15 protein-coding genes and 3 pseudogenes are annotated in these 23283 nt (G+C 58.8%); 12 read left to right on the top strand and 6 right to left on the bottom strand.

Annotation, left to right across the window (positions count from 1 at the left end):
• Positions 1–125: 125 nt before the first annotated feature.
• Positions 126–1193 (bottom strand): DNA cytosine methyltransferase, encoded by a 1068-nt coding sequence (locus tag AC6I65_RS12140; RefSeq protein ID WP_497903284.1) that lies wholly within the window; start codon positions 1191–1193, stop codon positions 126–128.
• Between the two features lie 174 nt (positions 1194–1367).
• Between AC6I65_RS12140 and AC6I65_RS12135 the strand changes: the two genes are divergently transcribed.
• From AC6I65_RS12135 to AC6I65_RS12125, 3 genes are all read left to right on the top strand, one after another.
• Positions 1368–3263 carry a hypothetical protein gene (locus AC6I65_RS12135; protein ID WP_497903283.1) on the top strand — a complete coding sequence of 632 codons (1896 nt, stop codon included), beginning with the start codon at positions 1368–1370 and terminating at the stop codon, positions 3261–3263.
• A gap of 116 nt (positions 3264–3379) precedes the next feature.
• The gene (locus AC6I65_RS12130) at positions 3380–4279 is read left to right on the top strand and encodes a hypothetical protein (protein WP_497903301.1); all 900 of its coding nucleotides are present in this window, start codon (positions 3380–3382) and stop codon (positions 4277–4279) included.
• A 1-nt stretch (position 4280) separates the two neighbouring features.
• Positions 4281–4976, top strand: coding sequence for a DUF6339 family protein (locus tag AC6I65_RS12125; RefSeq protein WP_497903300.1), 696 nt, complete (start codon positions 4281–4283; stop codon positions 4974–4976).
• Here the strand turns inward: AC6I65_RS12125 and AC6I65_RS12120 are convergent.
• The gene (locus AC6I65_RS12120) at positions 4925–5662 is read right to left on the bottom strand and encodes an endonuclease III domain-containing protein (RefSeq protein WP_497903299.1); all 738 of its coding nucleotides are present in this window, start codon (positions 5660–5662) and stop codon (positions 4925–4927) included. The genes AC6I65_RS12125 and AC6I65_RS12120 overlap by 52 nt on opposite strands.
• 269 nt (positions 5663–5931) lie before the next feature.
• Between AC6I65_RS12120 and AC6I65_RS12115 the strand changes: the two genes are divergently transcribed.
• The gene (locus AC6I65_RS12115) at positions 5932–7059 is read left to right on the top strand and encodes a DNA cytosine methyltransferase (RefSeq protein WP_497903298.1); all 1128 of its coding nucleotides are present in this window, start codon (positions 5932–5934) and stop codon (positions 7057–7059) included.
• Between the two features lie 418 nt (positions 7060–7477).
• On the opposite strand, the gene AC6I65_RS12110 is transcribed toward AC6I65_RS12115, so the two are convergent.
• On the bottom strand, positions 7478–8251 hold the full coding sequence (locus AC6I65_RS12110; protein WP_497903297.1) for a hypothetical protein: 774 nt from the start codon (positions 8249–8251) through the stop codon (positions 7478–7480).
• 326 nt (positions 8252–8577) lie between these two features.
• Here AC6I65_RS12110 and AC6I65_RS12105 point away from each other — a divergent pair, with 326 nt between their 5' ends.
• The 4 genes and pseudogenes from AC6I65_RS12105 to AC6I65_RS12090 all read left to right on the top strand — a co-directional run bounded on the left by AC6I65_RS12105 (position 8578) and on the right by AC6I65_RS12090 (position 14211).
• The gene (locus AC6I65_RS12105; RefSeq protein WP_497903276.1) at positions 8578–9969 is read left to right on the top strand and encodes an ATP-binding protein; all 1392 of its coding nucleotides are present in this window, start codon (positions 8578–8580) and stop codon (positions 9967–9969) included.
• Between the two features lie 784 nt (positions 9970–10753).
• Positions 10754–12057: pseudogene (locus AC6I65_RS12100) on the top strand (tyrosine-type recombinase/integrase).
• A 796-nt stretch (positions 12058–12853) separates the two neighbouring features.
• Positions 12854–13765, top strand: a complete 912-nt coding sequence (locus AC6I65_RS12095; RefSeq protein WP_497903274.1) for a ParA family protein — start codon at positions 12854–12856, stop codon at positions 13763–13765.
• Positions 13766–13779: 14 nt separating this feature from the next.
• Positions 13780–14211 carry a DUF8160 family protein gene (locus AC6I65_RS12090; protein WP_497903352.1) on the top strand — a complete coding sequence of 144 codons (432 nt, stop codon included), beginning with the start codon at positions 13780–13782 and terminating at the stop codon, positions 14209–14211.
• A 428-nt stretch (positions 14212–14639) separates the two neighbouring features.
• Here AC6I65_RS12090 and AC6I65_RS12085 read toward each other — a convergent pair whose 3' ends face one another.
• The 3 genes from AC6I65_RS12085 to AC6I65_RS12075 all read right to left on the bottom strand — a co-directional run bounded on the left by AC6I65_RS12085 (position 14640) and on the right by AC6I65_RS12075 (position 17871).
• Complete coding sequence (locus AC6I65_RS12085; protein ID WP_497903273.1) at positions 14640–15596, bottom strand: electron transfer flavoprotein subunit alpha/FixB family protein; 957 nt, start codon at positions 15594–15596, stop codon at positions 14640–14642.
• Positions 15593–16384, bottom strand: coding sequence for an electron transfer flavoprotein subunit beta/FixA family protein (locus AC6I65_RS12080; RefSeq protein ID WP_497902496.1), 792 nt, complete (start codon positions 16382–16384; stop codon positions 15593–15595). Before AC6I65_RS12080 ends, AC6I65_RS12085 begins: the two co-directional genes overlap by 4 nt.
• 470 nt (positions 16385–16854) lie before the next feature.
• Entirely contained in the window at positions 16855–17871 is a 1017-nt protein-coding gene (locus tag AC6I65_RS12075; protein WP_497903272.1) for an LLM class flavin-dependent oxidoreductase, read from the bottom strand.
• A 136-nt stretch (positions 17872–18007) separates the two neighbouring features.
• Here AC6I65_RS12075 and AC6I65_RS12070 point away from each other — a divergent pair, with 136 nt between their 5' ends.
• The 4 genes and pseudogenes from AC6I65_RS12070 to AC6I65_RS12055 all read left to right on the top strand — a co-directional run bounded on the left by AC6I65_RS12070 (position 18008) and on the right by AC6I65_RS12055 (position 23241).
• Positions 18008–20074: a hydantoinase/oxoprolinase family protein gene (locus AC6I65_RS12070; RefSeq protein ID WP_497903271.1), complete on the top strand. Its 2067-nt coding sequence runs from the start codon at positions 18008–18010 to the stop codon at positions 20072–20074.
• Positions 20071–20247 (top strand): annotated as a pseudogene (locus AC6I65_RS12065) (hydantoinase B/oxoprolinase family protein); the annotation flags it as partial. The gene AC6I65_RS12070 and the pseudogene AC6I65_RS12065, both read left to right, overlap by 4 nt.
• On the top strand, positions 20199–21833 hold the full coding sequence (locus tag AC6I65_RS12060; RefSeq protein WP_497903296.1) for a hydantoinase B/oxoprolinase family protein: 1635 nt from the start codon (positions 20199–20201) through the stop codon (positions 21831–21833). The pseudogene AC6I65_RS12065 and the gene AC6I65_RS12060, both read left to right, overlap by 49 nt.
• Before the next feature lie 48 nt (positions 21834–21881).
• Positions 21882–23241, top strand: a pseudogene (locus AC6I65_RS12055) (aspartate aminotransferase family protein).
• The last annotated feature ends 42 nt before the right edge of the window (positions 23242–23283 follow it).

Genomic DNA, 23283 nt, shown 5'->3' with positions numbered 1-23283 from the left:
CGTCAGTCGTCAACGATGAGCTCTCCGTCACCCACGTTCTCGTCACGGTTCCGCCCTCGCCCCGGTGTCGAAGAGCGAGTTTTTTGGACGAATTCCCGTACCCTGTTCGAGGGCGCCCTAATCTCCTATGCAGGACCGACGATCGAAGTTCGAGGCGTTTCGACGCCCACCTTCTCGCAGATACTCCTTCCGGCTAACTCGGCGAGTCGAGGTGGGACTGCGTTCCCGATCAGCCGACCGAGATTATTGATCCCCACGTCGTCCCACTCGTCGTAAAAGTCGTAGTCCTGAGGGAACGTCTGTAGGAGGGCACCCTCGAGGATGGAGAGCGCGCGATCCTGATCGGTGTCGTAGTGGCCGAAGCGGCCGCTCCCGTAGTTGTAGAACTGCGTGGTGATCGTCGGAGCTGGTTCGTCTGGTCGCAGTCGACTGTAAGGTGTCTTGTACGACCGACCGCTATCTCGTTTGTGGCAGTCCGCGAGTAGGTGATCGAGACCGTTCTCTTCCCAAACACTCCAGTCTTGGCCGGGTTCTATGTTTCGTATTCGCTCGAGGTTCGTGTCTGATAGATCTCGAGCCCTGTGTAGCTCTAACTCAGGATGAGCCTCGCCTGCATCGATCGGAGGGAGGTGACCGATCGTTTCACGTACCGTTGGATATTCATCCTCGTCTTCGTATATCGGACTCGGTAGTTCGATCGCCCCCTCTTTCGACGCAATGAGTACCCACCGCTTCCGTTTCTGTGGGATCCCGTACTCTGGACAGTAGACGTTCTTGTTCTGATCGGAGTTCAGTGCGTACCCCAATTCCTCGAGACGTTCTTCGAATTCTTCGTAGATCCCGTCGTTGCGTACCTGCAGCACGTTCTCGGTGACGAGGACGTCCGGTTCGACGTACTCCACGATCTTCTGTACCGAGTTGAGAAGGCCCCACTTGTCGTGGTCCTCTCGGCCACCGGCTCTCGAGTGTCCCATCGTAGAGTACGGCTGGCACGGGGCACAAGCAGCCAGTACGGTCAAGTCGGACTGGAAAGGGTACATTCTCGCGACTCGCTCGGGATTGTGTGCAAGTGCCTCGACGTCTGCATCTACGAACTCTGCGTTAGTATTCTCCGTATAAGGATAGCGACCCGCTCGCGCGTTATCGATGCCTGTCGTTACGTCGATTCCGGCGCGTTCGAGACCATGTGTCATACCACCAGCACCACAGAAGAGATCGACTGCGGATATATTCATAGCAGCCACTTTCGCCAGGAGCTACATTAAGGTAGTGACAACGGAGACGAGTGGACGATAGTGGGAAGTATCATATGGCTCGAGGCTACAACTCACGAGATAGATTCAGACGGCTACTTCGAATACACATATATGACAACAGTGAAAAATGTTCCTGACACCGTTTCTGAGTGGTTCTTCTTCAGTGGTGGACCAGGTGCGCCGCGGTACGGTGACGACCCGACGAAACACGCTGTGGACCACGACACGGAGAGTTTCGTCAGGGAAGTGATCCAGAACGCCAACGACCAGCGACTCGACAACGACGAGCCTGTCGAGATCCGATTTCGCTTTCTCACTCTCACCGGAGATGAACGCGAAGGTTTTCTGAAAAGGATCGGTTGGGAGACGGGTCTGCGTGACCGTCTCCAGACCGTCTCGGATAGAGATACAGGGAGAGGTTACGATCGATTTCTGGAACGACTCGCCGATTCCGACGCCGAACTCCGTTTACTGGTGATCGAAGACCGAAATACGACTGGCCTCACGGGACGATGGTCCGAGGACTCGAATTACGCCGCGCTCGTGCGTGACGAGCTCTACAGTAGCAAGCAGGGAGATACTGCTGGTGGGTCGTACGGACTCGGTAAATCTGTCTTGTGGACGTTCTCCGGTGCTTCGACAGTACTGTTCAACTCGTCACCAGTCACCACTCCCGACGAAGTGGTCCCGCCCCGATTCGTAGGCCGAACGAAACTCCCGACCCACGAACTCGGAGACGTGACCTACCAGGGCGCGGGATGGTTCTGCAATCCACTGGAAACTGACGAGGGGATCCGTCCTGCGTCGATCTGGGGAGCGGACGCAGTGAATCTGGCTAATCGACTCTACCTGGAGCGGCCAGAGGGGAGCGGCACCAGTATCATGGTCGTCGGGTACCGGGATCCGACCCGGGACACCAGACCGGAGATCGAAGATCTGGCAGACGAGTTCGTAGAGGCCGCAGTCAAGTACTTCTGGCCGGCAATGCAGAGAGGAGATCTGCGTGTCACGATCGAGACGCCGGAAGACGAGTTCGAGGCGAGTGTCGAGAACGTACCCGCTATCCAACCCTTCGTGGAGTGCTTCGAGCAGAGGAACGAGGGCCAGGGTACCTTGGACCAACCCGGAGACGTCGCCGGTGTAGACGTCCCGATGAACCTTCCAGCTCGAGCAGACGAGACCGAGACTCCGGACGGGAGTGTCAGACTCGCAGCCCGTCTCGCCTCACCTGCCGACGACGGCACCTATCTCAACAAAGTCGCTCTCTTTCGGGGAGCGGGAATGGTCGTCAAATATCACGACCAAAGCCGTGTTGCATTCGGAGATCGAGACTTCCACGCCGTACTCGCGTGTGGTGAGGCACGACACGACGGTTTATCGACGAGAGCAGACCAGGAGATCGACCGTTTCCTCCGCTACGCAGAACCACCCGAACACGACGAGTGGATCTCCACCGAAAACCTACGCGAAAAGTACAGGCGAGGGTTCCGAACAGCACTGGACGACATGTTCGGTACGCTCCGTGATGGGCTTCGACACCTGATCGCTCGGAGCGACGGTAGTGGGGAGTCACTCTCTCGACGAGTGCGCAAACGATTTCCTATCCACGACGTCAGGAACCACCGCCGATCCGTCAGCGAGCCCACTACAGTCTTCGACATCGACAGCACCTCGTCGTTCGAGGACGGCCGGTGGACCTTCGAGGGCCGAATCGAGGTCACCGAAGACGAGTTCGAAGGGTGGAGTGTCGACATCTCGATGAAAGGGGTCGGTGAAGACGGCGGGACCTACGGGCAGGTGCCGATCGAATCGGTCTGGACGTCCGACGACGCCGTCACGAAAGAGTACGAAGATGGAATTGCCAGACTCGTAGCAGAGAACGGGGCTGCAGAGATCGACTTCGAGGGCGAATCTTACCCGGTCGGGGACGGAGACTCTTCGACAGTTACGGTGGGAGAAACGCGGTTAGACATTCGAGCCGAACTAAGAACTCGGAGAGGTGAGTGACCGTGGAGCGATTGTCACAACGTTACCGTACGACTTCACTCCCCCACGCCTATCTCGGCAACGGGTTGAGTTTCGAACTCGACGAATACTCGATTGACGGGAGTGAAAAACGGTCCTTGGAGCTCAAGGCAGGTCAGACGACGATCCCGATTCCACCGGACGAAGACCGAGACGAGTGGGAGACGGTAGAACTGTTCGGTTCAGTGGAGCTGACGGAGTCTACCGTCGAGAGCCTCTTTCCACCGGATGAGAGATCTGCGCCGCCTGCGAGGCTGTTCGTGGTGATCCAGTGCCACGAGACGATTTACCGCGACAAAGTAGTGGTACGAGAACCACCAGTAGAGCCACAGAGCTACGGTTTCGGGATCGAACTCGACCGTGACGAATTCCGGGACAAGGTGGAACTCCGGCCACATCTCGTACGGACAGAGTCGACGGATCACGACGGGAAGTACGCGACAGAAGAGCATCTACGCGTGGCGAGTGGAAAGACGTTCACTGCGTTGGTGGACCCCATTGAAGACGAGGGAGAAGCGTGGATCGACGGTGAAGAGGTCAGTTTCTCTCAGACACCTCACCTCCCCGATGGTGAGAAAATCTACTACCTCGACTTCCGAAACGAAGCACGGCCGAAACTGTGGCTCAACACGGACTACCCTCGTATCACGGACATCCTCCAATCGGAGGGGTCCGTCGGCGCAGAACCTCGTATGCGAGACGTGCTTCTGGACCAGATCGCTAACCCCGTGTGGACCCAACTCATATTACGCGCAGGGTGTGCAGTCGACGACAGCGGAGAGGTAGAACATCAGTGGCAACAGACCGTCCTCGAGTCGTTCGCCCGTGATATTTACGAGACCGACGATACCACGGAAGCAGCACTCGCGCTCCGCCGGGACGTTCGTGATCCGGACTCGCTCCCAGAAGTGATGTCACGTATCGACCGTGAACTGCAAGATTACCTCGAACCAAGGACTCAACTGATCAATCTCATGGAAGAGGGCCTCAAGATCTAAAATGACCGATCGTATACTCCACCGGTTGACCGAGGACGGACGGCGCCTAGTAGGCGAGCCGTTCTTGAGAGGCGAAGAAGAGATCGACGAGGAAGAGCTCTCGGGGTACGTCGAGCCGATGCCGGGAGAACCGACCGCCGACTTAGATACTCTCGACGAGAAGGTCGAGACTGTCGTCGACGAACACTCCCGGTTCGACACTTCGATGGACAAAGCACTCGCAGAGGACATTCACCGGTGTCTAGATTTGAGCTATCGAACCGCGGGTGATCCGGGTCTCTGGCACTGGCTGGCAATCTGCCAGCACCCCGAGTTCGTTTGGCAGCGGTGGGAGTACCGTTCGGAGAAGGCGATGCGGGAGAAGTTCCTAGGCGCGGGGTCGGACCTATATTCGAACGCGTTGCATCGACTGTGGTGGATCGCCGAACTCACCTACGACGAGGAGACAGACGATTACTCGCTGACGGAGAGCGTCTTCTCCAACCAGACGATCGTCAACAAGGTGTTCGACAGGTGGTTCGCTCGGTACGACCCCGCAGTTGTAGCAGTCTGTGAGGTGCTCAAGGACGAGCCATCTTCAGTAATCGACGAGGCGACCAATCAGTTCAATCACTCGCTGACGAGTGTGCAACTCGAGGGACTGACTCAGGCCGACGTCGAGCAGATGATGCGTGAGATCGTCTGGGACGTGCGGTAGGGTTCGAGATAGGCAACCCGATTGGCGCCGCTCGAGGTGGCTACTCGCCCTCGGTGCTCGAACGGTAGTACGAACAGTACTCGTTCGCGAAACAACTTGCACAACGTGGTGAACGCTTCGTACAGACGAGAGCCGAAGTCGAGCAGTGCGAGGTTGTAGGTGCGAGCGACACTCCCGTCTTCGGGCAGCATCTCGGTAGCGAATTCCCGTCGCTCGCTCTCTTTCTCCGGGAACTCTTCTCTGAAGACTCTATCGTAGACCCTCACTACGTTCCGGTCCGCGATCACACGTGGTTGATCCAGAGCGAAACAGAGCGTCGCATTCGCGACGTAGGGGCCAACTCGAGGGAGCTCCAGTAACTCGTCTTCGTCTGCCGGGAGTGTGTCTACTCGATCGGCTATCCTTGTGAGTGCCTCGGCGCGCATCCGCTGAAATCCCAAAGGTTCAATTACCTCCTCTATCTCGTCTTGAGGGGCTTCTTCCAGTCTCTCGATAGTAGGGTACTTCGAGAGAAAATCGGGATAGACACTCCTTACGTTCTCGGCTGGTGTCTGCGTGAGAAAGAACTCGGCAACGAACACCTCGTACAGAGTCCTATCTGGTTCCCGCCACGGAAAATCACGGAGGTTGTCCTCGGCCCACTGTAGGATCCCCTGCCGAAAGCGTTCACGAGTCGGATCAGCCACAACTCAAATTCAGATTGGAACCCTATTGAATTTGTCTCTGCATTGTAGGCTACCGCAATTATCGAGAATCAGCCCTACGCTACGTACAACAACCGCTTGTGTTAGAAGCCACACTATGCACGATATCGAGAGTGCTGGACGCCCGCCGTGTACACAGGACGGATATCAGCTGAGGATGATTTCGAGAAACGTGTTGTTGGCGGCGGTAGCATTAACTCCTGACCGGCAGATTCGTAAGAACGATGAGTGGGAGCGACATTGAAAATCACATGTCTGTTGAGGATCCCGACGTATTTGCTGTCGATCTCTTCTGCGGTGCTGGGGGATTCACCGAGGGTCTCGAACGAGCCGGCATCGACGTTGTCGCAGGTGTCGACGTTGATCCAGACTGTGAGGCCCCGTACGAAGCTAACCACGACGCAGAATTCTATCACAAGGACCTGAAGCAGGTCGCACGCGACGAACCTGGGTGGGTCGGTGAGTTGTTCGACGAGTCTGCGGACGTTCACGTCATCGCCGGTGGACCACCGTGTCAACCCTACTCGACTCTCGTCGATTCGGAGGTTCCCCACGAGAAGGCGGGTCTCGTCACCGCATTCGCCGAAATCGTGAACGAGGTGCAACCGGACATCGTCGCCATGGAGAACGTTTATGGCGTTCGAGACGACGGCGAGTACCACGACCTCGTCGATACGCTCGAGAACGCTGGCTACTACTTCAACGAGATCGACGAACGAGGTGTCTATTGTCCGGAATATGGAATCCCACAACAACGAAAACGGTGGATAACGCTCGCATCGAGAGCGGGCCCTATCGAACTCAATCCGCCAAAGAGAGCTAACGTCGATCCGGAGTCTGACCTTACGGTAGCAGATCGTATAGACCATCTCCCGCCGATCGAAGCCGGTGAACAGCACGAAGACGATCCGTTACACAGAGCTCGCAATTTGGAGGAGAAGAACATCGAACGAATCGAGATCTCGAAGCCCGGTGGCGATTGGACGGACTGGGAGGCCCAGGGACGGGGAGACCCAGTAGCCGATTGCCACCAAAAGGACAGTGGGATCACGTACAAGGCACCGTACAGTCGCATGGAAGGTGACGAGCCAGCACCGACGATCACCACGCAGTTCTACAACTACGGGAGCGGCCGCTTCGGCCACTACGACACCGATCAAGATCGTGCCCTAAGTATTCGTGAGGGCGCGATTCTACAGACGTTCCCAGACGATTACCAGTTCTTGAACGGGAAAGATGCTGACGAGATTGGTCTCAACAAACTCGGTCAGTGGATCGGGAACGCCGTACCGCCGAAACTTGCGGAGGTTGTGGGTGGGAGTATCCTCCGACACGCGAAAGGCGAACGACAGATGACAGTATCGGAATACGTGGATTGATCGTCTCCTGACCGTTTTATCGGAGACGGTGGAGTCGAGAAACTGCTGGATTTGCTAGACCGAAAACACGGGTTGCTCCTCCTCGAGCATCACCTCGCGGACGTCATCGCCCGGGTTGAGATCGGGCGACCAGATCCTTGTATGCGAGCTCGTAGCTACAGCCAGCTTAGTCAGTGACGCCTTGGATGCCGGCCATGCCCCATCGTTGCGGTCGTCGACGGAACCACTTCCACTAGGGTTCGTCTATAACCAGCGGCCAGGCTTACGTCACGACCATCCACGCCAGCCTTCAACCCCACCAAGGGTACATCTGAAACTACAGTCGGTACATGAGCACGAACGCCGCGATAGGGCTTCAACCTCACGTGGGGTTCGTCTGGAACACGAGCATGTGTGAGTTGCGCCGAGTAGAGGTAAACTAGGAAATGTCGCTAGGCGAGAAATCTTCTTCGAACAGCTCTTCAATAGGCGTTTTCCCCTCCATCTTCTCAGCATCGTAGTACTCGATTCGCTCGCGCTCGTGGCGGGGTATGGGCTCGCCGTCGTCATCGAGGAAGTGGAGACTCTGTTTCGAAGAGATCACTGCAAACGGATCGATAGACTTGTCCTCCTCGTAGGGGACAAGATCGGTGAACGTTTTCTCCAGGAACGTCTCGTCAAGTGGTGCGTCGACTTCACGCGTGATCAGTCCACCGAATGCGACGATACTCCGGTGACTCTCGAACTCCTCGTGGTAGCTCGCAACAGTTGCTGCGATTGCCAGCGACATCGCGATCTCTGTCAACTCACCCACAGTGAAGCGCATCGTGTGCGCTGGATTGCTGTCCAGGTGCCTGCGCTCAATCTCAAGTCGCGCAGCGGAATCGTATTCCTCGATCTCGTGAAGAAGCGGGATGATCTCTGCGAACTCGTCGGCACCGAATAACACATCCTCTGGGTCGATGTGTGGAGGGAGGTCGCTTGGATCGGCATTGAACGCAGTGATCTCGACGATGACGTAACCAGAGTCCGTCTCGGTTCCAAAATCCGTTACTGTGAGTTGGGGGCGCGACATAGTATACCGCACGGATATACTGTTCAAAAACTTACTGGAAGTGACCACAAACTGAGGGCGGGCCCAGCCGCTCTTCTGGCCGTACATCACCTTAAGCACCCTTCTCGGTGTGCTGGATACGAGCCCAACGCTCGTCATCGTTGTTGCGGGTGCCACTTCAACCTCACGAGAGTTCGTCTGGAACCAAGAGCTCGGAGACCGTGTCGAGATCCATCACGTGGCTTCAACCCCACGAGGGTGCATCTGGAACGAATCTACCTCCGCCGAACTCGGGCTGGCCCAGGCTTCAACTCCCCGAGGGTGCATCTGGAACTTACTTCAACGCCAAGTGACTCAACGGCTCGACGATTGGTTTGTGGAGACCCGATATTTTGTGCCAGCAATCGAGTAACGTACTTTGAAGTACGATACTTTAGAGTATGATTATGAGAAGTACTATATTCGAGGATACGGTATTGGAGACTATGCCTGGGTTCGTGAACCGAACGGAGGAACTCTCGCGCCTTCACAACCTCTACGAGTCGGATGAGGCGGAGTTGGCAGTGATTTTCGGGCGACGACGACTCGGGAAAACCGAACTCGTCAAGCAGTCTCTCAAAGGATGCGACGAGGCCATCGTCTATCAGGCGAAGCAAAAAACGAGTGCGTTACAGCTCCAGCAGTTCGTTGAGGTCGCTTCGGACGTGGACCCAGGGATTACGCGGATCCGCGAAGAGTGGGAGTCTATCCTCGGGTATCTCGCAGATCAGGACGCGATCGTCGTCCTCGACGAGTTTCCGTATTTGGTTGAACAAGACGAAAGCCTCCCCTCCGTTCTGCAAGCGATGTTCGATCACGAACTCGACGACTCCAGTGCGACGTTCGTCATCGTCGGTTCGTCGATCAGTATGATGGAGGAAGCCGCGCTGCTGGGAAACAGTCCACTTTACGGTCGTTCGTCACTAAAACTAGATGTTAGACAGCTTCCGTTCGATGCGGCGATGGAGTTCTTCTCGGGGAGCTACACCGCTAACGAGCAGGTGTTCACCTGGGGCGTCTTCGGTGGCGTTCCGTACTATCTCGAAGAAGTGGATCCGACGGGGAGCCTCGGAGAGAACATTCAACGGACGATCCTCTCCCGGCACGGGACGCTGCACGACGAACCGGACTACGTTCTCCGAATGGAACTCACGGAGCCGACACGATACTTTTCAATTCTGGAAGCGATCGCAGGCGGAAGTACGAGTCGAAACGAGATCTCTGGAGCGACGGGTATCGATTACAATCAACTATCAAAATATTTGAATCGACTTTCTCGGTTGCGACTGGTCGAGCAACACGTTCCGATTACCGAACGAAAGGAGCGGACCAAGCGAAGCCGCTATCGCATCCGTGACCAGTTCTTCCGATTCTGGTTCCACTTCGTCTACGGGAGCGGTGACAGGTACGAGGATTTCGGAGACGACGCGTACGAGATGCTCATCGAACCGGAACTGGCGAATTTCGTAAGCGACTCGTTCGAAGATCTCTGCGGTTCCGCTCTTCGAACGCTGTATCAAGAGTATACGATCACGGACGTCGGTCAGTGGTGGTATCAGGAGCACGAGGTCGACGTCGTGGGTCTGACGAACGAGGACGCGTTGATCGCTGGAGAGTGCAAATTCCAGCGGTCACCGTTGGATTACGACGCGTTCTCGAAGCTTCGAACTCACGTGGATGAACTTCGATGGGCGCCATCCGGTGGTGGAGAACGGAAGCACGAATACGCGTTGTTCTCTCGAAGCGGCTTTACCCAGACCGTAGAGGACGCTGCCGAGGAACGAGACGATCTGCGGTTGTTCACCGTGGACGAAGTCGTAACAGCGCTGAAATCATAGCTGCATGCCGCTGCATTCGTGCCTCTACGAGGCAATAATCTCTAAATACCTTCGTCGTGATTCCGTTTTCGTGTTTTTGCTCTACTGGCGCAGTGAATTTCGAGGACTCGGGTACTGAGTGCGTGGTTGAGTCACACCATCTTCCGGAGACGGCTGACTTTCTAAGTATGATGGAGGGACCAGGGACTCGTATGTGCGATGGTGGCGGCAACGAAATTGTCGATATCCTACTGGAGTGGTACGCTGACAATGGACGCCACGATCTCCCGTGGCGTGATCCGAATACATGCTCCAACAGACGACCGTGGAACAAGTTCTCGGCGTTTATCCCGCCCGACTAACCAGCTGAGCTCCCCGAGTCAGCTGCTCGGGAGTGGCAACACTGTTTAACAGCGCAAGAACCTGTGCAATTCCTCACGTCTATTCGATAGCTACGCCCATGAAGGTTCGATATCGACCCTTTTCAGGTGAGAAGAACTACGAGCCGACGGAGATGTGACCCAAAACTAGCCCATCCTCCGAAACTCTGTGAATTCGATCGGGATGGAAAGCATATCGCGTCATAGAGTTTATTACCCGAACACACTATCTCCGCCGTTTTGGCGTGGGTTTAGCAGACTCTGCCAGTCAGCCGAACCCACAAATTAATAAGAGATTCAACTAATACGCTAAGCAAGCTGAAAATGTCACTCTTAGAATCGCACTACCGGACCGCGAGAAGGCTTCTAGCCAATTTCTTCTTCAGTACGGTCACGAGCAGTCGACACTCACAGAGAACGCTCCAATGAGCCAATTAGATGCCGATCAGGAGAGGGAGACCGATGTGGTTCGGGCACCTTCATTCGACGACATTCGATGGACGTCGTGTTCGCTCAAGGACTTCACAGACCTGTACTGGGAGGAGATCGCCCCATGCCTCGAGGCAGAGGGGATCGATCCGACGTGCGAGAAGCCGGCCCATAAGTGGTTTCGGGATCACGACGCACGGGCGTTCCTCGCAGCTCTCCGACGCCATCACGACCGTTCCTTCGGGGAGTTCTGGAAAGAGGATCTCGGGCTTGGTAATGATGACGAGGGCTACTCGTGGGCAACCGCAGACGAAGCAACAATCGACGCTCTCGAAGAGTTCCTCGACCGCCGAAAATCCCGATACAGTCTGGCGGAGTCATCCGTCGACGCGCTCCGAACGCGGCTGAACCTCTACGTCCGTGCCTACAGGAAAGCGAACGACACAGACGACCTACTCACACCGATTCAACGGGATCGAGAGACACCAGCCTACGAAGCCGTTGACGCGTGTTATGCAGCGTTCGACTGGTTGAACGAGGGAGCAGAACACGAATACAGCGGCCAGACCCTGCAGCGTGTGCGACGGGTCGTCGACGCCTGGTACCAGCATCTTGTGGGACGTCGGATTGCCTCGATAAATCCGGCGAGCGGTCTCTACGACGAATTCAAATGGGAAGCCGAAGAGTCCTCGACCCCAGCTCTTTCAGCAGACCATATTCGGAAACTGATGCAGGAGGCAACGTCGACGCGAGAGCAGCTGTTACAGTGGCATTAGCGGGCTGGGGACTTCGAGCAAGCGAGGTCGCCGCACTCCATATCTCGCAGTTCCATCGTAACGTCCCTGCAGACGACGTCCCCTTCATCGCGTTCGAGAACCGCAAGAACGGACCTGGTGAAGTGTCTCTACTCTTCGGGTTAGACCTGCTCGACTCCCGAATCGATGAGCTAGCGGACGATGAGACGTGGACAGGGTACCTGTTTCCATCTTCACAGGGGAAAACACCACACGTAACGCGGGATACGATCCGGAACTGGTTCCAGACTCTTGCATCGAAGGCGGGTCTCCCTGACCGAATCGAAGAAGAACGGCCGAGTCCGCAGCTCTGTCGTCGTTTTTGGTACGATACCTATACAACGGTCCTCAAGGGCGTTCTCGAGGGTGTCGACGAAATCGCTTCAGAGCAAGGTAGTAGCGATCCTCGGGTGGTTATGCAAAATTATCTTTCCGATTCGCGGTCTCGTCAAGTGCGCAGAGAGTTCATGCAGGAACAGTTGAAGGCAGCCTTCAGAGGGAGATAATCGCTTCTGATACTCTCGACCAATAAGTCTCTGCTGGGATATTGAATTAGTGAGCCGTGAATTGATGAATCAGTGATTCAGTGATTCAGTGATTCCTCGAACCCACGAATAGTGGAAGGTGAGTGAATGGATCGAGGACCCTCGGGAGGAGTAAATGCTATAGCAAACCCCTACTGGCCATTAGTCCATGAAGTTGTGACTCAGGGAATCAATGATTCTATGATATCTTGAATAACAGAATCATAGACTATTTGATTCCAGGATAGCTGCAGCACTATAGCAGTATCACTGAATCAATGATTCAATGAACCGATGAAGCAGTGATTAAGGGACTACATGATATCTTGAACAGCTGAATCACAGAATCACTGATTCCAAGAATCGAATAACCATTCACTGGATTCACCGAGTCCATGAATCACTGAATCAGTGACTCAACAATTCCCAGAGATCGTGAATAACTGATTCACAGAGCATCTGACTTTGAAAATCCAATAGCTTACGCCAAACTTATTGATTCCATGAATCAGTGAGATTGTGGATCGAGAAAGGCGTGGAGCCATAGATCGAGAGCTCAGCAATCTCCAGGGATACAGATCGGGGAGTAAATGAGTACGTGATGTAATGAGTTCAGGAAGCCATGGATCACTGAATCAATGAATCAGTGAGGTACGTCCAGTTCCCGAATTTACGGCATACAGCACCTGTATCCACGACATACAACAGAAGAGGCAGAGCTGAAACGTAGCGAAATGTCTGACGTGGATTTATGAGTCATTGATTCAATGATCCAATCATGTCCGAATTACCTCGCGGATGGGGTGTTACGCCATCGACTGGCATCCCGACGATTGCCTTCGGGAATCAGAAAGGTGGAACCGGAAAAACAACGGCGACGATTAACAGCGCAGCGGCGCTGGGCACTCGTGGCCACGATGTCCTTGCAATCGATATGGACCCACAGGCCGACATGACGAAGGGACTTGGGTTGGGGCCGGGCGACGAGAACGACCCCTCGAGTCCGAAGAATGACCTTCCAAACACGCTTGTTACCGATGATTCGAACCTCCTGGACGTTCTCGTCGACAATCCGCGTACGCACGATACGAGCCTTTCAGAGATCGTGATTGAAGCCGACGAGTACGACCACCTGAACTTCGACCTCGTTCCGAGCCACAAGGACATGGGTCTTGCTCGAGATTGGATGGACGATGCGAACGCCCGTCTCTCATTGAAACTCGCCCTCGAGGGACTGGTTGAGGACGGATTCGATTACGATTACATCCTCATCGACTGTCCGCCTGACCTCTCGGTCTTGACGGACGCAGCGTTCATCGCAGCGCAAAACGTCTTCCTGGCTGCACAGACCCAGGCTACGTCACGTGATGCCCTAGACGACCTGTGGGATCAACTGGAATCGATAGAGGACAACCAGCAAATAGAGATCGCAATCGTCGGACTTCTGGCGAATATGTACCGGGACGACGGTCAGTCACAGAAATTCCTGGATGAATTCGACGAGTCCTTCGCATCGATGGCCCCGGTTTTCAAACTCCCGATGCGAGTGGCAATCCAGCGCGCCTGGGACAATGGGCAAGATATTTTCGAATGGGAGGACGCGAACGACCAACAGGTAGAGCGCGACCTCTTCGTAGAGGTTGCAGAGACCATGGAACGGGCATTTGACAAACCGCAGGTGGAGGTGTAAATATGCCTCGAGGAATGGATGAGCGATTCGAGGATCCATCAGATGAAGAAGATGATGGTGTTACTGAGGAAGAGACCACGAGGACGTCGGAATCAGAAGGACAAGAGCGCGAAGTAATTGCGGCATCCGAACAAGAATCGAAGCAGGAGGAGACCGCTTCCACGGCAAAGACAGACTCCTCAGCAAGTGAGATAGAAGAAACAGACGACGAACCGCTGAACATCCGCAAGGATTGGGATTCAGCCACGATCTATGTTGAACCTGAGCAAAGCGAGGACATCGAGATCACGTTCACCCGCCTGAAAAAGCAGCTCAAGCGAGAGGACATCACTCTGGAGAAGAACAAACACTTCTACCGCGGCGTCTTCGAAGTGGCATTCGGCGAGCATCGAGACGAAACGAAGGAAAAAATACGCGAACTCGCGAAGCAAGACGTCGATCAGTGAATCAATGATTCGTTGAATTTTGAGTGCCATATTGATGCAGCGTCGGCTAAAAATCCCCAACATACCCTTTCCTATCCCTTTGGAGGAGATAAACCGTAATTCACTATACTATCGAGCCGTTCGCTGAACGAAACCGACTTCTGAGATGATACGGCTTAAAGAGAACTCGAAGAAAGTCTGTGTAGCCGTAGGCTGCAATTGATTATAAGTCCACTGCCAAAACTGAGGAAGCCAAGTCGAAGATGTTCATCGCGGCTACTTGGCGTTGACAATCTCAATGCGGCCAGGTTCACGGTGTCCTTGACCTTTCGCCCCGCTGGAGCACGTGGCCGACTCGTCCATCCTGACGAGGATGTCACTGATGAACTCATCTCTTTGAACGAACTGATGAAGTCACTAACACGAAAATAACCCACTGGTATCGAACATTACTGGAATTGCTCGATCAGTGCGGGGACCACGTCGAAGAGGTCGTCGTGAATCGCGTAATCGGCGATGTCCATGATCGGCGCGTTCGGGTCCGTGTTGATCGCCACGATGGTATCGGAGCCCTTCATCCCGGCGACGTGCTGCACCGCCCCGGAGATGCCGATGGCGATGTAGACGTCGGGCGTGACGACCTTCCCGGACTGGCCGACCTGGCGGTTGGCGGGCAGCCAGCCCGCGTCGACGATCGGTCGCGACGACGAGAGCGTCGCGTCGAGCGCCTCCACCAGCTCGCGGATCAGGTCCAGGTTCTCCTCCTCCTCGATCCCGCGGCCGATCGAGACCAGCAGGTCTGCCTCGCTGATGTCGACGTCGCCGCCGGCGACCTCCTCGAATCCCGTCACCGTCGAGCCGATGGCGTCCTCGTCGATGTCGGCGTCGAAGGCCTCGACGGTGGCGTCACCCGCCGCCTCGGTGGGTTCCCACTCGGCGCCGCGGATGGTGACCGCGACCTGGTCTGCGTCGACCTCGGTGGTCGTCTCGACCTTCCCGCCGTACATCTCGCGCGTGCCGACGAGCGTGTCGCCCTCGGTCGCGAGACCGACGGCGTCGGTGACGAGCGGAACGTCGAGTCGCGTGGCGACCGCGGGCGCGTAGTCCAGCCCGTTGACGCTGTTGGGCATCACCAGGTAGCCGGACTCGAGTTCGCCCGCCAGCTGGGTGACCGCCTGGGTGTAGACGTCGTGGTTGAACTCCTCGCCGTAGGCGACAGTGTGGACGGTGTCGACGCCCTCGAGGTTCAGCGCGTCGGCGAAGGTCTCGACGTCGCCGCCGACGACGGCCACGTGGAGGTCGCCGCCGGTTTCGCCGGCGAGTTCGGTGCCCGCGGTGACGACCTCGCGACTGACGTCGCGGAGGTCGCCCTGGCGGTGCTCGGCGACGGCCAGAATATCGCTCATTGGGCCACCCCCTTCTCCCGCAGGAGATCAGCGAGTTGCGCGGCCGTCTCGTCGGCGCCGCCCTCGAAGACGGTGGTGTCGCTCTCGCTCTCGGGTTCGTACATCGCGGTCAGTCGGAGGTCGCCCGCGACGGCGTCGGCCTCGACGCCCAGGTCGGCGAGCGTCTGGTGGTCGAGTTCCTTGCGCTGGGCCATCCGGATGCCCCGGAGACTGGCGTAGCGGGGCTCGTTGATCCCCGTCTGGATCGTCAGCACCGCGGGGACGTCGATCTCGGTCAGCTCCTCGATGCCGCCCTCGAGCTCGCGGTGGACCGACGCGGTCTCGTCTCCGGCCTCCAGATCGAGCTGGTTGACGACGGCGCCCCACTGGTAACCGACGGCTTCGGCGAGGGCGACGCCCGTCGCACCGAAGCTGTCGTCGCCCGACTGGACGCCCGTCAGGACGAGGTCGGGGTCCTCGGCTTCGACGACCGCCTCGAGGATGGCGATCTTCGCGCCGACGTCGAGGAGGTCGACGTCCTCGAGGGCGTCGTCCCAGACGCGGATGGCGCGGTCGGCACCCTTCGCGAGCGCCTGGCGGATGGTCTGTTCGGTCTCCTCGTCGCCGATGGTGACGGTGACGACCTCGTCGACGACGCCGTCTTCCTCGAGCTGGACGGCCTCCTCGATGGCGTAGTCGTCCCACTCGTTGAGATCGGCGCCGAGATACCGCTCGTCGATGGTCGTCCCGTCGATTTCGAACTCGTCTTCGACGGTGGCAACCTCCTTGACCGGTACGAGTACCTTCATCATCGTTGGTTGTGCTCCCCGGGCGTAAGTGTTTGCGAAACCGGGAGTATTCACCAGGCGCTACAACGTTTTGATAACTTCTGCTGTTTCGTCAGCCATAGAGGCTGTTTTTCTTGTGTCAAATTTTCTATTTGGTTAATATTCACCGGTATAAACGTCTCCATCAGATTCTAATCTTCTATTTCGTATTATTTCATATCAAATATGACTTCGACTCGAAAACTGCAATTTCTACGTACTGTTATTATATCAGTTAAATTGGGCCTCTTTCCTGTCGCGAGCGACGGCTGCAGAGCGGTATGAGAGACGACCGAGCGATCAGGATCTGGTCGTGACGCTACCACCGCCCTCGGGTAACGGGATCGATGGACCGAGGCGGACCGCCATCAGTACTGGCCCTCGAACCTGACGACCACGACCGTCCGAACCGGTCGTTGACGCAGCGAATCGGTCTATCGGCGATCAGTTGATCAGTCGATATGCTCCTCGAGTCGAGGGATGACTTCGTCGCGCAATCGATCCATCTGCGCGTGATCGTAGTTGAATGGGGTGAAAATGAACCGATCAACCCGGGGAAGTTCGGAGACATTCTTTGCGATCCTGTCGGCGACTTCCTCGGCGGATCCGATCGGATACGTCCGCTTTGCCTCCTGGTACGTTCCGTCGAACCAGCCGGAAACGGCCTCGTAGCACTCCTCACGTTCCGCGTCCTCGTCTTCCATCACGTACGGCCATACCGAGTAGATAATCTCGATCTCCTCGGGATCGCGATTGCTGTCGCGAGCGCCGTCCACAATCCGTTCCCAGGCTCGTCCCAATTTCTCGGCGTCGATCATCTCCTTTGCCTCGGTCGAGTACACGAGCGGTGCCCAGCCGTCGCCGAGACGGCCGATACGGCGGAGAACTCGATCGATTACCGGAGTGAACTCGTCGACCTCGGGACCGAACGAGCCGAACCAGATAGGCGGATGCGGATCCTGTACCGGTTTCGGGTCGATCGACACATCCTCGAACGACCAAATGTCGCCGTCATGATCGACGTGATCTTCCGTCCAGAGGCGTTTTAACACCTCAACCCCTTCCTCAAGCCGCTTCCCGCGTTCTCGACGAGGGACCCCAAGCGCTTCGAACTCGTGAGCGTTCCAGCCAGCACCGACGGCGAACACCAACCGACCGTTGGAGGCGATGTCCATCGCCGCGAACTGCTTCGCCACCTGGATCGGATTGCGATACGGCAGGATGTACACCAGCGGTCCCAGCTGGACGGAGTCGGTGTGCGCCGCGTACGTGGTCAGTGCTGTCGTCACCTCGTAGGCAGTCGTCTCGTAGATCGGCGGCACCTTCGAGAGCATCCGATCGACAGCGTGGACGGAGTCGAATCCCCGTTCTTCCGCGCGGACGACCCACTCGACGATCTCGTCAAACGATTCCTCGGCCGAGATCCAGTTGTGCGGACGAATGCCGTGTTTCGTACTGTCGTTACTCATGAACACACCGTCGTACTGCTAGTATTTATTACCACCTCCAACCTGATCCGATCGATCCACGGAGCAGTGTGCGCAATCGACGAGCTGGACGTGACTGAGGCGAAGAATTATTGAATCGACTGTCACAGTATGGGGCATGCCACACATAGGCGTAGACATCGGTGGGACGTTCACCGACACCGTACTCGTCGACGGGGACGCCGTTCACACGGTCAAAACGCCGACGACCGAGGACCTCGTCTGCGGGGTCGTCGCCGGCGTTGACGCGACGACGACCCGAGCCGGAATCGAACCCGAAACGATCGAGAGTTTCAATCATGGGAGCACCGTGGCGGTCAACACGCTCATCGAGGGAACCGGCGCGAAGACGGCTATCGTTACGTCCGACGGGTTTCGGGATGTCTTCGAGATCGGCGAAGCGTACCGGGACGCGTCGCTGCTGTACGACCCGCGCGGCGAGCACCACCCGCCGCTCGTCCGCAGGCGATTCCGGTTCGAAGTGACCGAGCGGACGGCTGCCGACGGCTCTATCGTGACGCCGCTCAACGAGGACGCGGTCGCGGACGTGGCAGCCGCGCTTCGCGAGCGCGACGTCGAGAGCGCGGCCGTCTGCTTCCTCCACGCGTACGCCAACCCGAAACACGAGCGACGCGCTCGCGAGATTCTGGCCGACCACGCGCCCGAGATAGACGTCAGTCTCTCCACGGACGTCTCCCCCGAGATACGGGAGTACACGAGGACCGCCACCACTGCCGCGGACGCCTACGTCAAGCCGGCCGTGAGTACGTACCTCTCGCGGCTCGTCGACGCGCTTGGGACGGCGGGCGTCGAGGGAACTATCAATATCATGAAGTCAGATGGCGGTCTCGCGCAGCCGACCGTTGCCTCGCGGCGACCGATCACGCAGGTCATCTCCGGTCCCGTCGCGGGCGTGAAAGCGTCCCAGTCCGTGGCCGCGACCGCCGATTTGGGCGACGTGATAACGTTCGACATGGGTGGCACGTCGGCCGACGTCGCCCTCATCAAGGACGGCGCTCCGGTCGAGGAATCACGCCGCATGGTGCGCGGTCTCAAGATCAACGGTCCGTTTGTGAACATCAACACCGTCGGCGCGGGCGGGGGATCGATCGCCTGGCTCAACGACGTCAACGCACTCAAGGTCGGACCACGGTCCGCGGGTGCGCGCCCGGGGCCGGCCTGCTACCGGCGGGGCGGCACCGAACCGACCGTCACCGACGCAAACCTCGTACTCGGCGTCCTCAACCCATCGAACTTCGCGGGCGGCGAGGTCGCCCTTGACGTGGACGCCGCGCGGGAGAGTCTGTCAACGGTCGCGGAGCAGCTGAGCATGAGCGTCAATGAGACGGCGGTCGCAGTTCGCGAGGTCATCGACAGCAAACTCGCGAGCGCGATCCGCGTCGTCACCGTCCAGGAGGGGAACGATCCGCGCGAATTCGCGCTCATGGCCTTCGGCGGTGCAGGCCCGGCCCACGCCTGCGACATCGCGACCGAGCTCGGTATCGACAGGGTAGTGTTCCCGTCGAACTCCGGACTGTTCTCCGCTACGGGGCTGCTCGAGTCGGACATTCGCCACGAGTACGTCCGATCGCTGGTGACAACGATCGAAGACGCCGATCCGGACGCCATCACGGACGCCGTGGAGCGCCTCCTCGAACGCGCGCGAGACGAACTTGACACCGAGGGCGTGCCCCCGGCGGGCCGATCGTTCGAACTGTCGTTCGACGTGATGTACGAGGGGCAGGCTCACTACCTGACGATCCCAGTGTCCTCAACGTCGGTCGACCGATCGGTGCTCGCCGAACTCGAGACGTCGTTTGAGCGCGCTCACGACGACCGCTACGGCTTCCGGGACGACGCCAATCCGATCGAACTCGTCAATCTCCGGCTAACCGCGGCCGGCGCAGTGGGGGCCTGTGCAGGCGCCAACCGCGATGCCGGGACCGGCGGCGACGCTAACGGGGGAGACGCGGCCGACGCACGACTGGGCGAGCGCGAGGTTCGCGTGGACGTCGACGAGACGGTCGACGCCCCCTTCTACGAGTGGGAGTCGCTCGGCACTGGCGCCTCGGTGTCCGGACCGGCGATCGTCGAAGCGCGGAACACGACTGCGTGGATCGCCCCGTCGTTCGATGCGACGGTCGACGACGATGGCCACCTCGTCGCCCGGAGGGCTGAGCGATGACCGACGTCGATCCGGTCACCGTCGAGGTCGTCCGGAATCAGCTGCTGGACGTTGCAAGGGAGATGCAGGCGACGGTGATGAACGCGGCATACTCTCCGCTCTGGCAGGAAGCCGGCGACCTCTCGTGTGCGCTGCTGGGTCCAAACCTGGAGATCGTCGGACAGGGCGAACGCGTCATCCCGTTGCACGTCGCCACGATGGTCGACTCGACGACCGCCGCAATCGAGCGCACCGGCGGTCTCGACTCCTCCAAGAGGGGGACGTCCTCGTTCAGAACGACCCGTACTCCGGCAACAACCACCTCCCCGACTTCCTGCTGGCCGCTCCGGTGTTCGTCGACGATCTACTCATCGGCTTCTCGGCGGTTCGGGGACACTGGGTCGACGTCGGCGGCACCGCGCCGACGAGCTACGCGATCGACGCCGGCCACATAATCAAGGAAGGACTCAGAGTGCCCCCCGGAAAGCTGTACGCTGCCGGGGAGCGCAACGACGCGCTCTACGAGACGATACTCGCCAACGTCCGCGGACGTGACGAACGCGCGGGTGACATGAACGCCCAGTTGGCCGGCGTCCGTCGAGGCCGAAAGCGCCTTACCGAGATCGCCGAGACCCACGGCGTCGAGGCGACAATCGCCGCGATGGACCAGATTCTCGCGAACGAGGAGTCGCGGATGCGAAGCCGAATCGCCGACCTGCCGGACGGCAAGTACGCCGCGGAGGACTACATGGACGGCGACGGCGTCACCGACCGGCAACTTCCGATTCGCGCGACCCTGACTGTCGAAAGTGACGAACTGACGGTCGACTTCGCCGGCACGGCGGACCGGGTCGAGGGGGGGATTAACACCTCGATGTCGTGTACAAAGACGGCCACCTACTACGCGTTTAAGGTGACGCTCGATCCAGGAGCGCCCGGCACGACCGGGGCCTTTCGACCGATCGACGTCGTCGCCCCGTCCGGGTGTCTCGTCGACGCGAAGTATCCTGCGCCGGTTGTCGCCGGCAACCACGAAACGACGTACCGGATCTACGATGTCGTCGTCCGAGCGATTGCCGAGATTGATCCCGAACTCGCGTTCGGTGCCGGCGAGGGGAGCACCAACGTCCTCAATTACCAGGCCGTTGATGACGAGTCGCTCAACTACACCGTCATGGCTGGGGGGATGGGCGCGCTGCCCGATCGTGACGGGATTGACGCGATCCGCAACGGCGTCGGCAACACCGGTCTCCAGCCGATCGAACGGATCGAGCAGGACTACGAGTACGTGACCGTCGAGTCGCTCACCATCGCCGAGGACACGGGCGGCCCCGGACGGTACCGAGGCGGCTGTGCCGCACGTCGGGTCCTGCGCTTCGATCGAGAGACCGAGATCATTCTGGCCGCCGAGCGGGACACCACGCAACCGTACGGTCTCGACGGTGGGCGACCCGGTGCCGCCGCTGAGTACCGCCACGTCGACGTCGATGGCGTGGAACGGTTGATTCCGTCGAAGACGACGCTGACCGTCCGGCCGGGGGAAAAGATCGTCATTCAACCCGCCGGCGGAGGCGGGTTCGGTGATCCAACCGAGCGCGACGCGGACGCGGTCCTCGCGGACGTTCTCGACGGCTACGTCGACGCGGACACCGCACGCGAGGCGTACGGCGTCGTCGTTGATCCCGACGCGAAAACCGTCGAAGCAATTGCGGCTGAACACGAAGACGCGGAGACCCCCGACGGTCGACGTGAAACTGCCGGATCGTCCGGTGACGAGTAAGCGACGGGTTCGGTCAACATTCTTTACCGGTGCGTACGAATCGCGACCATGGGAGACGCCGACGCGCTCAGACGCCTCCATCTCGCTCAGGAACCGCAAGTTGAAGACATACCGGGGCCGAACTCGAGGCGTCTCATCGAGCGCCAGCAACGGGTGGAGAGCGGTGCCGTGCTCTATCCGAACCGGGTGCCGATCGCCCTCGACGAGGCGAAGGGGGCGACGATTCGGGACGCTGACGGCAACGTCTTCCTGACTTCTTCGCGGGTGTCGGGGTGGCGAACGTGGGCCACTCGAACCCGCGGGTCGTTGAGGCGGCGGCCGAACAGACCGAACGACTCGTGCACACGCTCGACTTTCCGACGGAGACGCGTCTGGCGTTCGTCGAGAAGCTGACGGCGATCGCGCCGGGGAATCTCCGCGACGACGGGACGGTGATGTTCGGTGGCCCGACCGGCAGCAACGCAGTTGAGGCGACGATCAAACTCGCGAAACACGCGACCGGGAATCGCGGGCTGTTGACGTTCACCGGGGACTTCCACGGTTCGACGTCGGGTGGGCTGAGCCTGTCGGCCAAGCGCAGCGCCAAGCGGGAGTACGCGCCGTTGCTGCCGGACGTCACGCACCTACCGCACCCGCGGACGCTGGCGATGGACGGGTCGATTGAGGACGCGGTCGACGCGTCGCTGGCCGCCGTCCGCGAGGCGATCGAGGACCCGTACGGCGGGATGGCCGATCCGGCGGGCATCTGGGTTGAACCGATACAGGGCGAGGGCGGCGTTCAGCCCGCCCCGAGGGATTCCTCGACGGACTAGCCGAGATCGCCGCGGAGAACGACGTCCCGCTCGTCGTCGACGAGGTGCAGACCGGATTCGGTCGCACCGGAAAGTGGTTCGCCAGCGACTGGTACGACGTCTCTCCCGACGCGATGCCGGTGGCCAAGGCCGCCGGCGGGAGTCTGCCGCTCTCCGCGACCGTGTACGACGAGCGCATCGACACGGTGGAGCCGGGCGCCCACACCGGAACGTTCCGCGGCTACCTCCCTGCGATGGCCGCCGGACTCGCTGCGATCGAATTCGTCGAGGAGCACGACCTGCTCAGCCATGTCGTCCGGACCGGCGACCTAATCCGCAGTCGGCTGGCGGAGTGCGCGAGTGAGCACGACGCCGTCGTCGACGTCCGGGGGAAGGGGCTGTTCATCGGCGTCGAGTTCGCGGGCACGGGCGATCGAACCGCGGGAGAGGTCGTCCGCACGGTACAGACCGCCGCGCTGGAGCGCGGCGTTGTCATTTGGACCGCCGGTCGGCGTGGTGACGTCGTTCGCCTGTTGCCGCCGCTGGTCATCACCGAACAGCAGGCGGAGGTCGGCGTCGAGCTCATCGTTGAGGCGATCGACGACGTGCTCGGCTGACCGGACTGGCTTACGGGACGCTCCCATTACTGCGGCGGGAGC

Source organism: Natronosalvus sp. KLKA75 (assembly GCF_059736265.1).
This window is presented reverse-complemented; position numbering and strand designations above follow the sequence as displayed.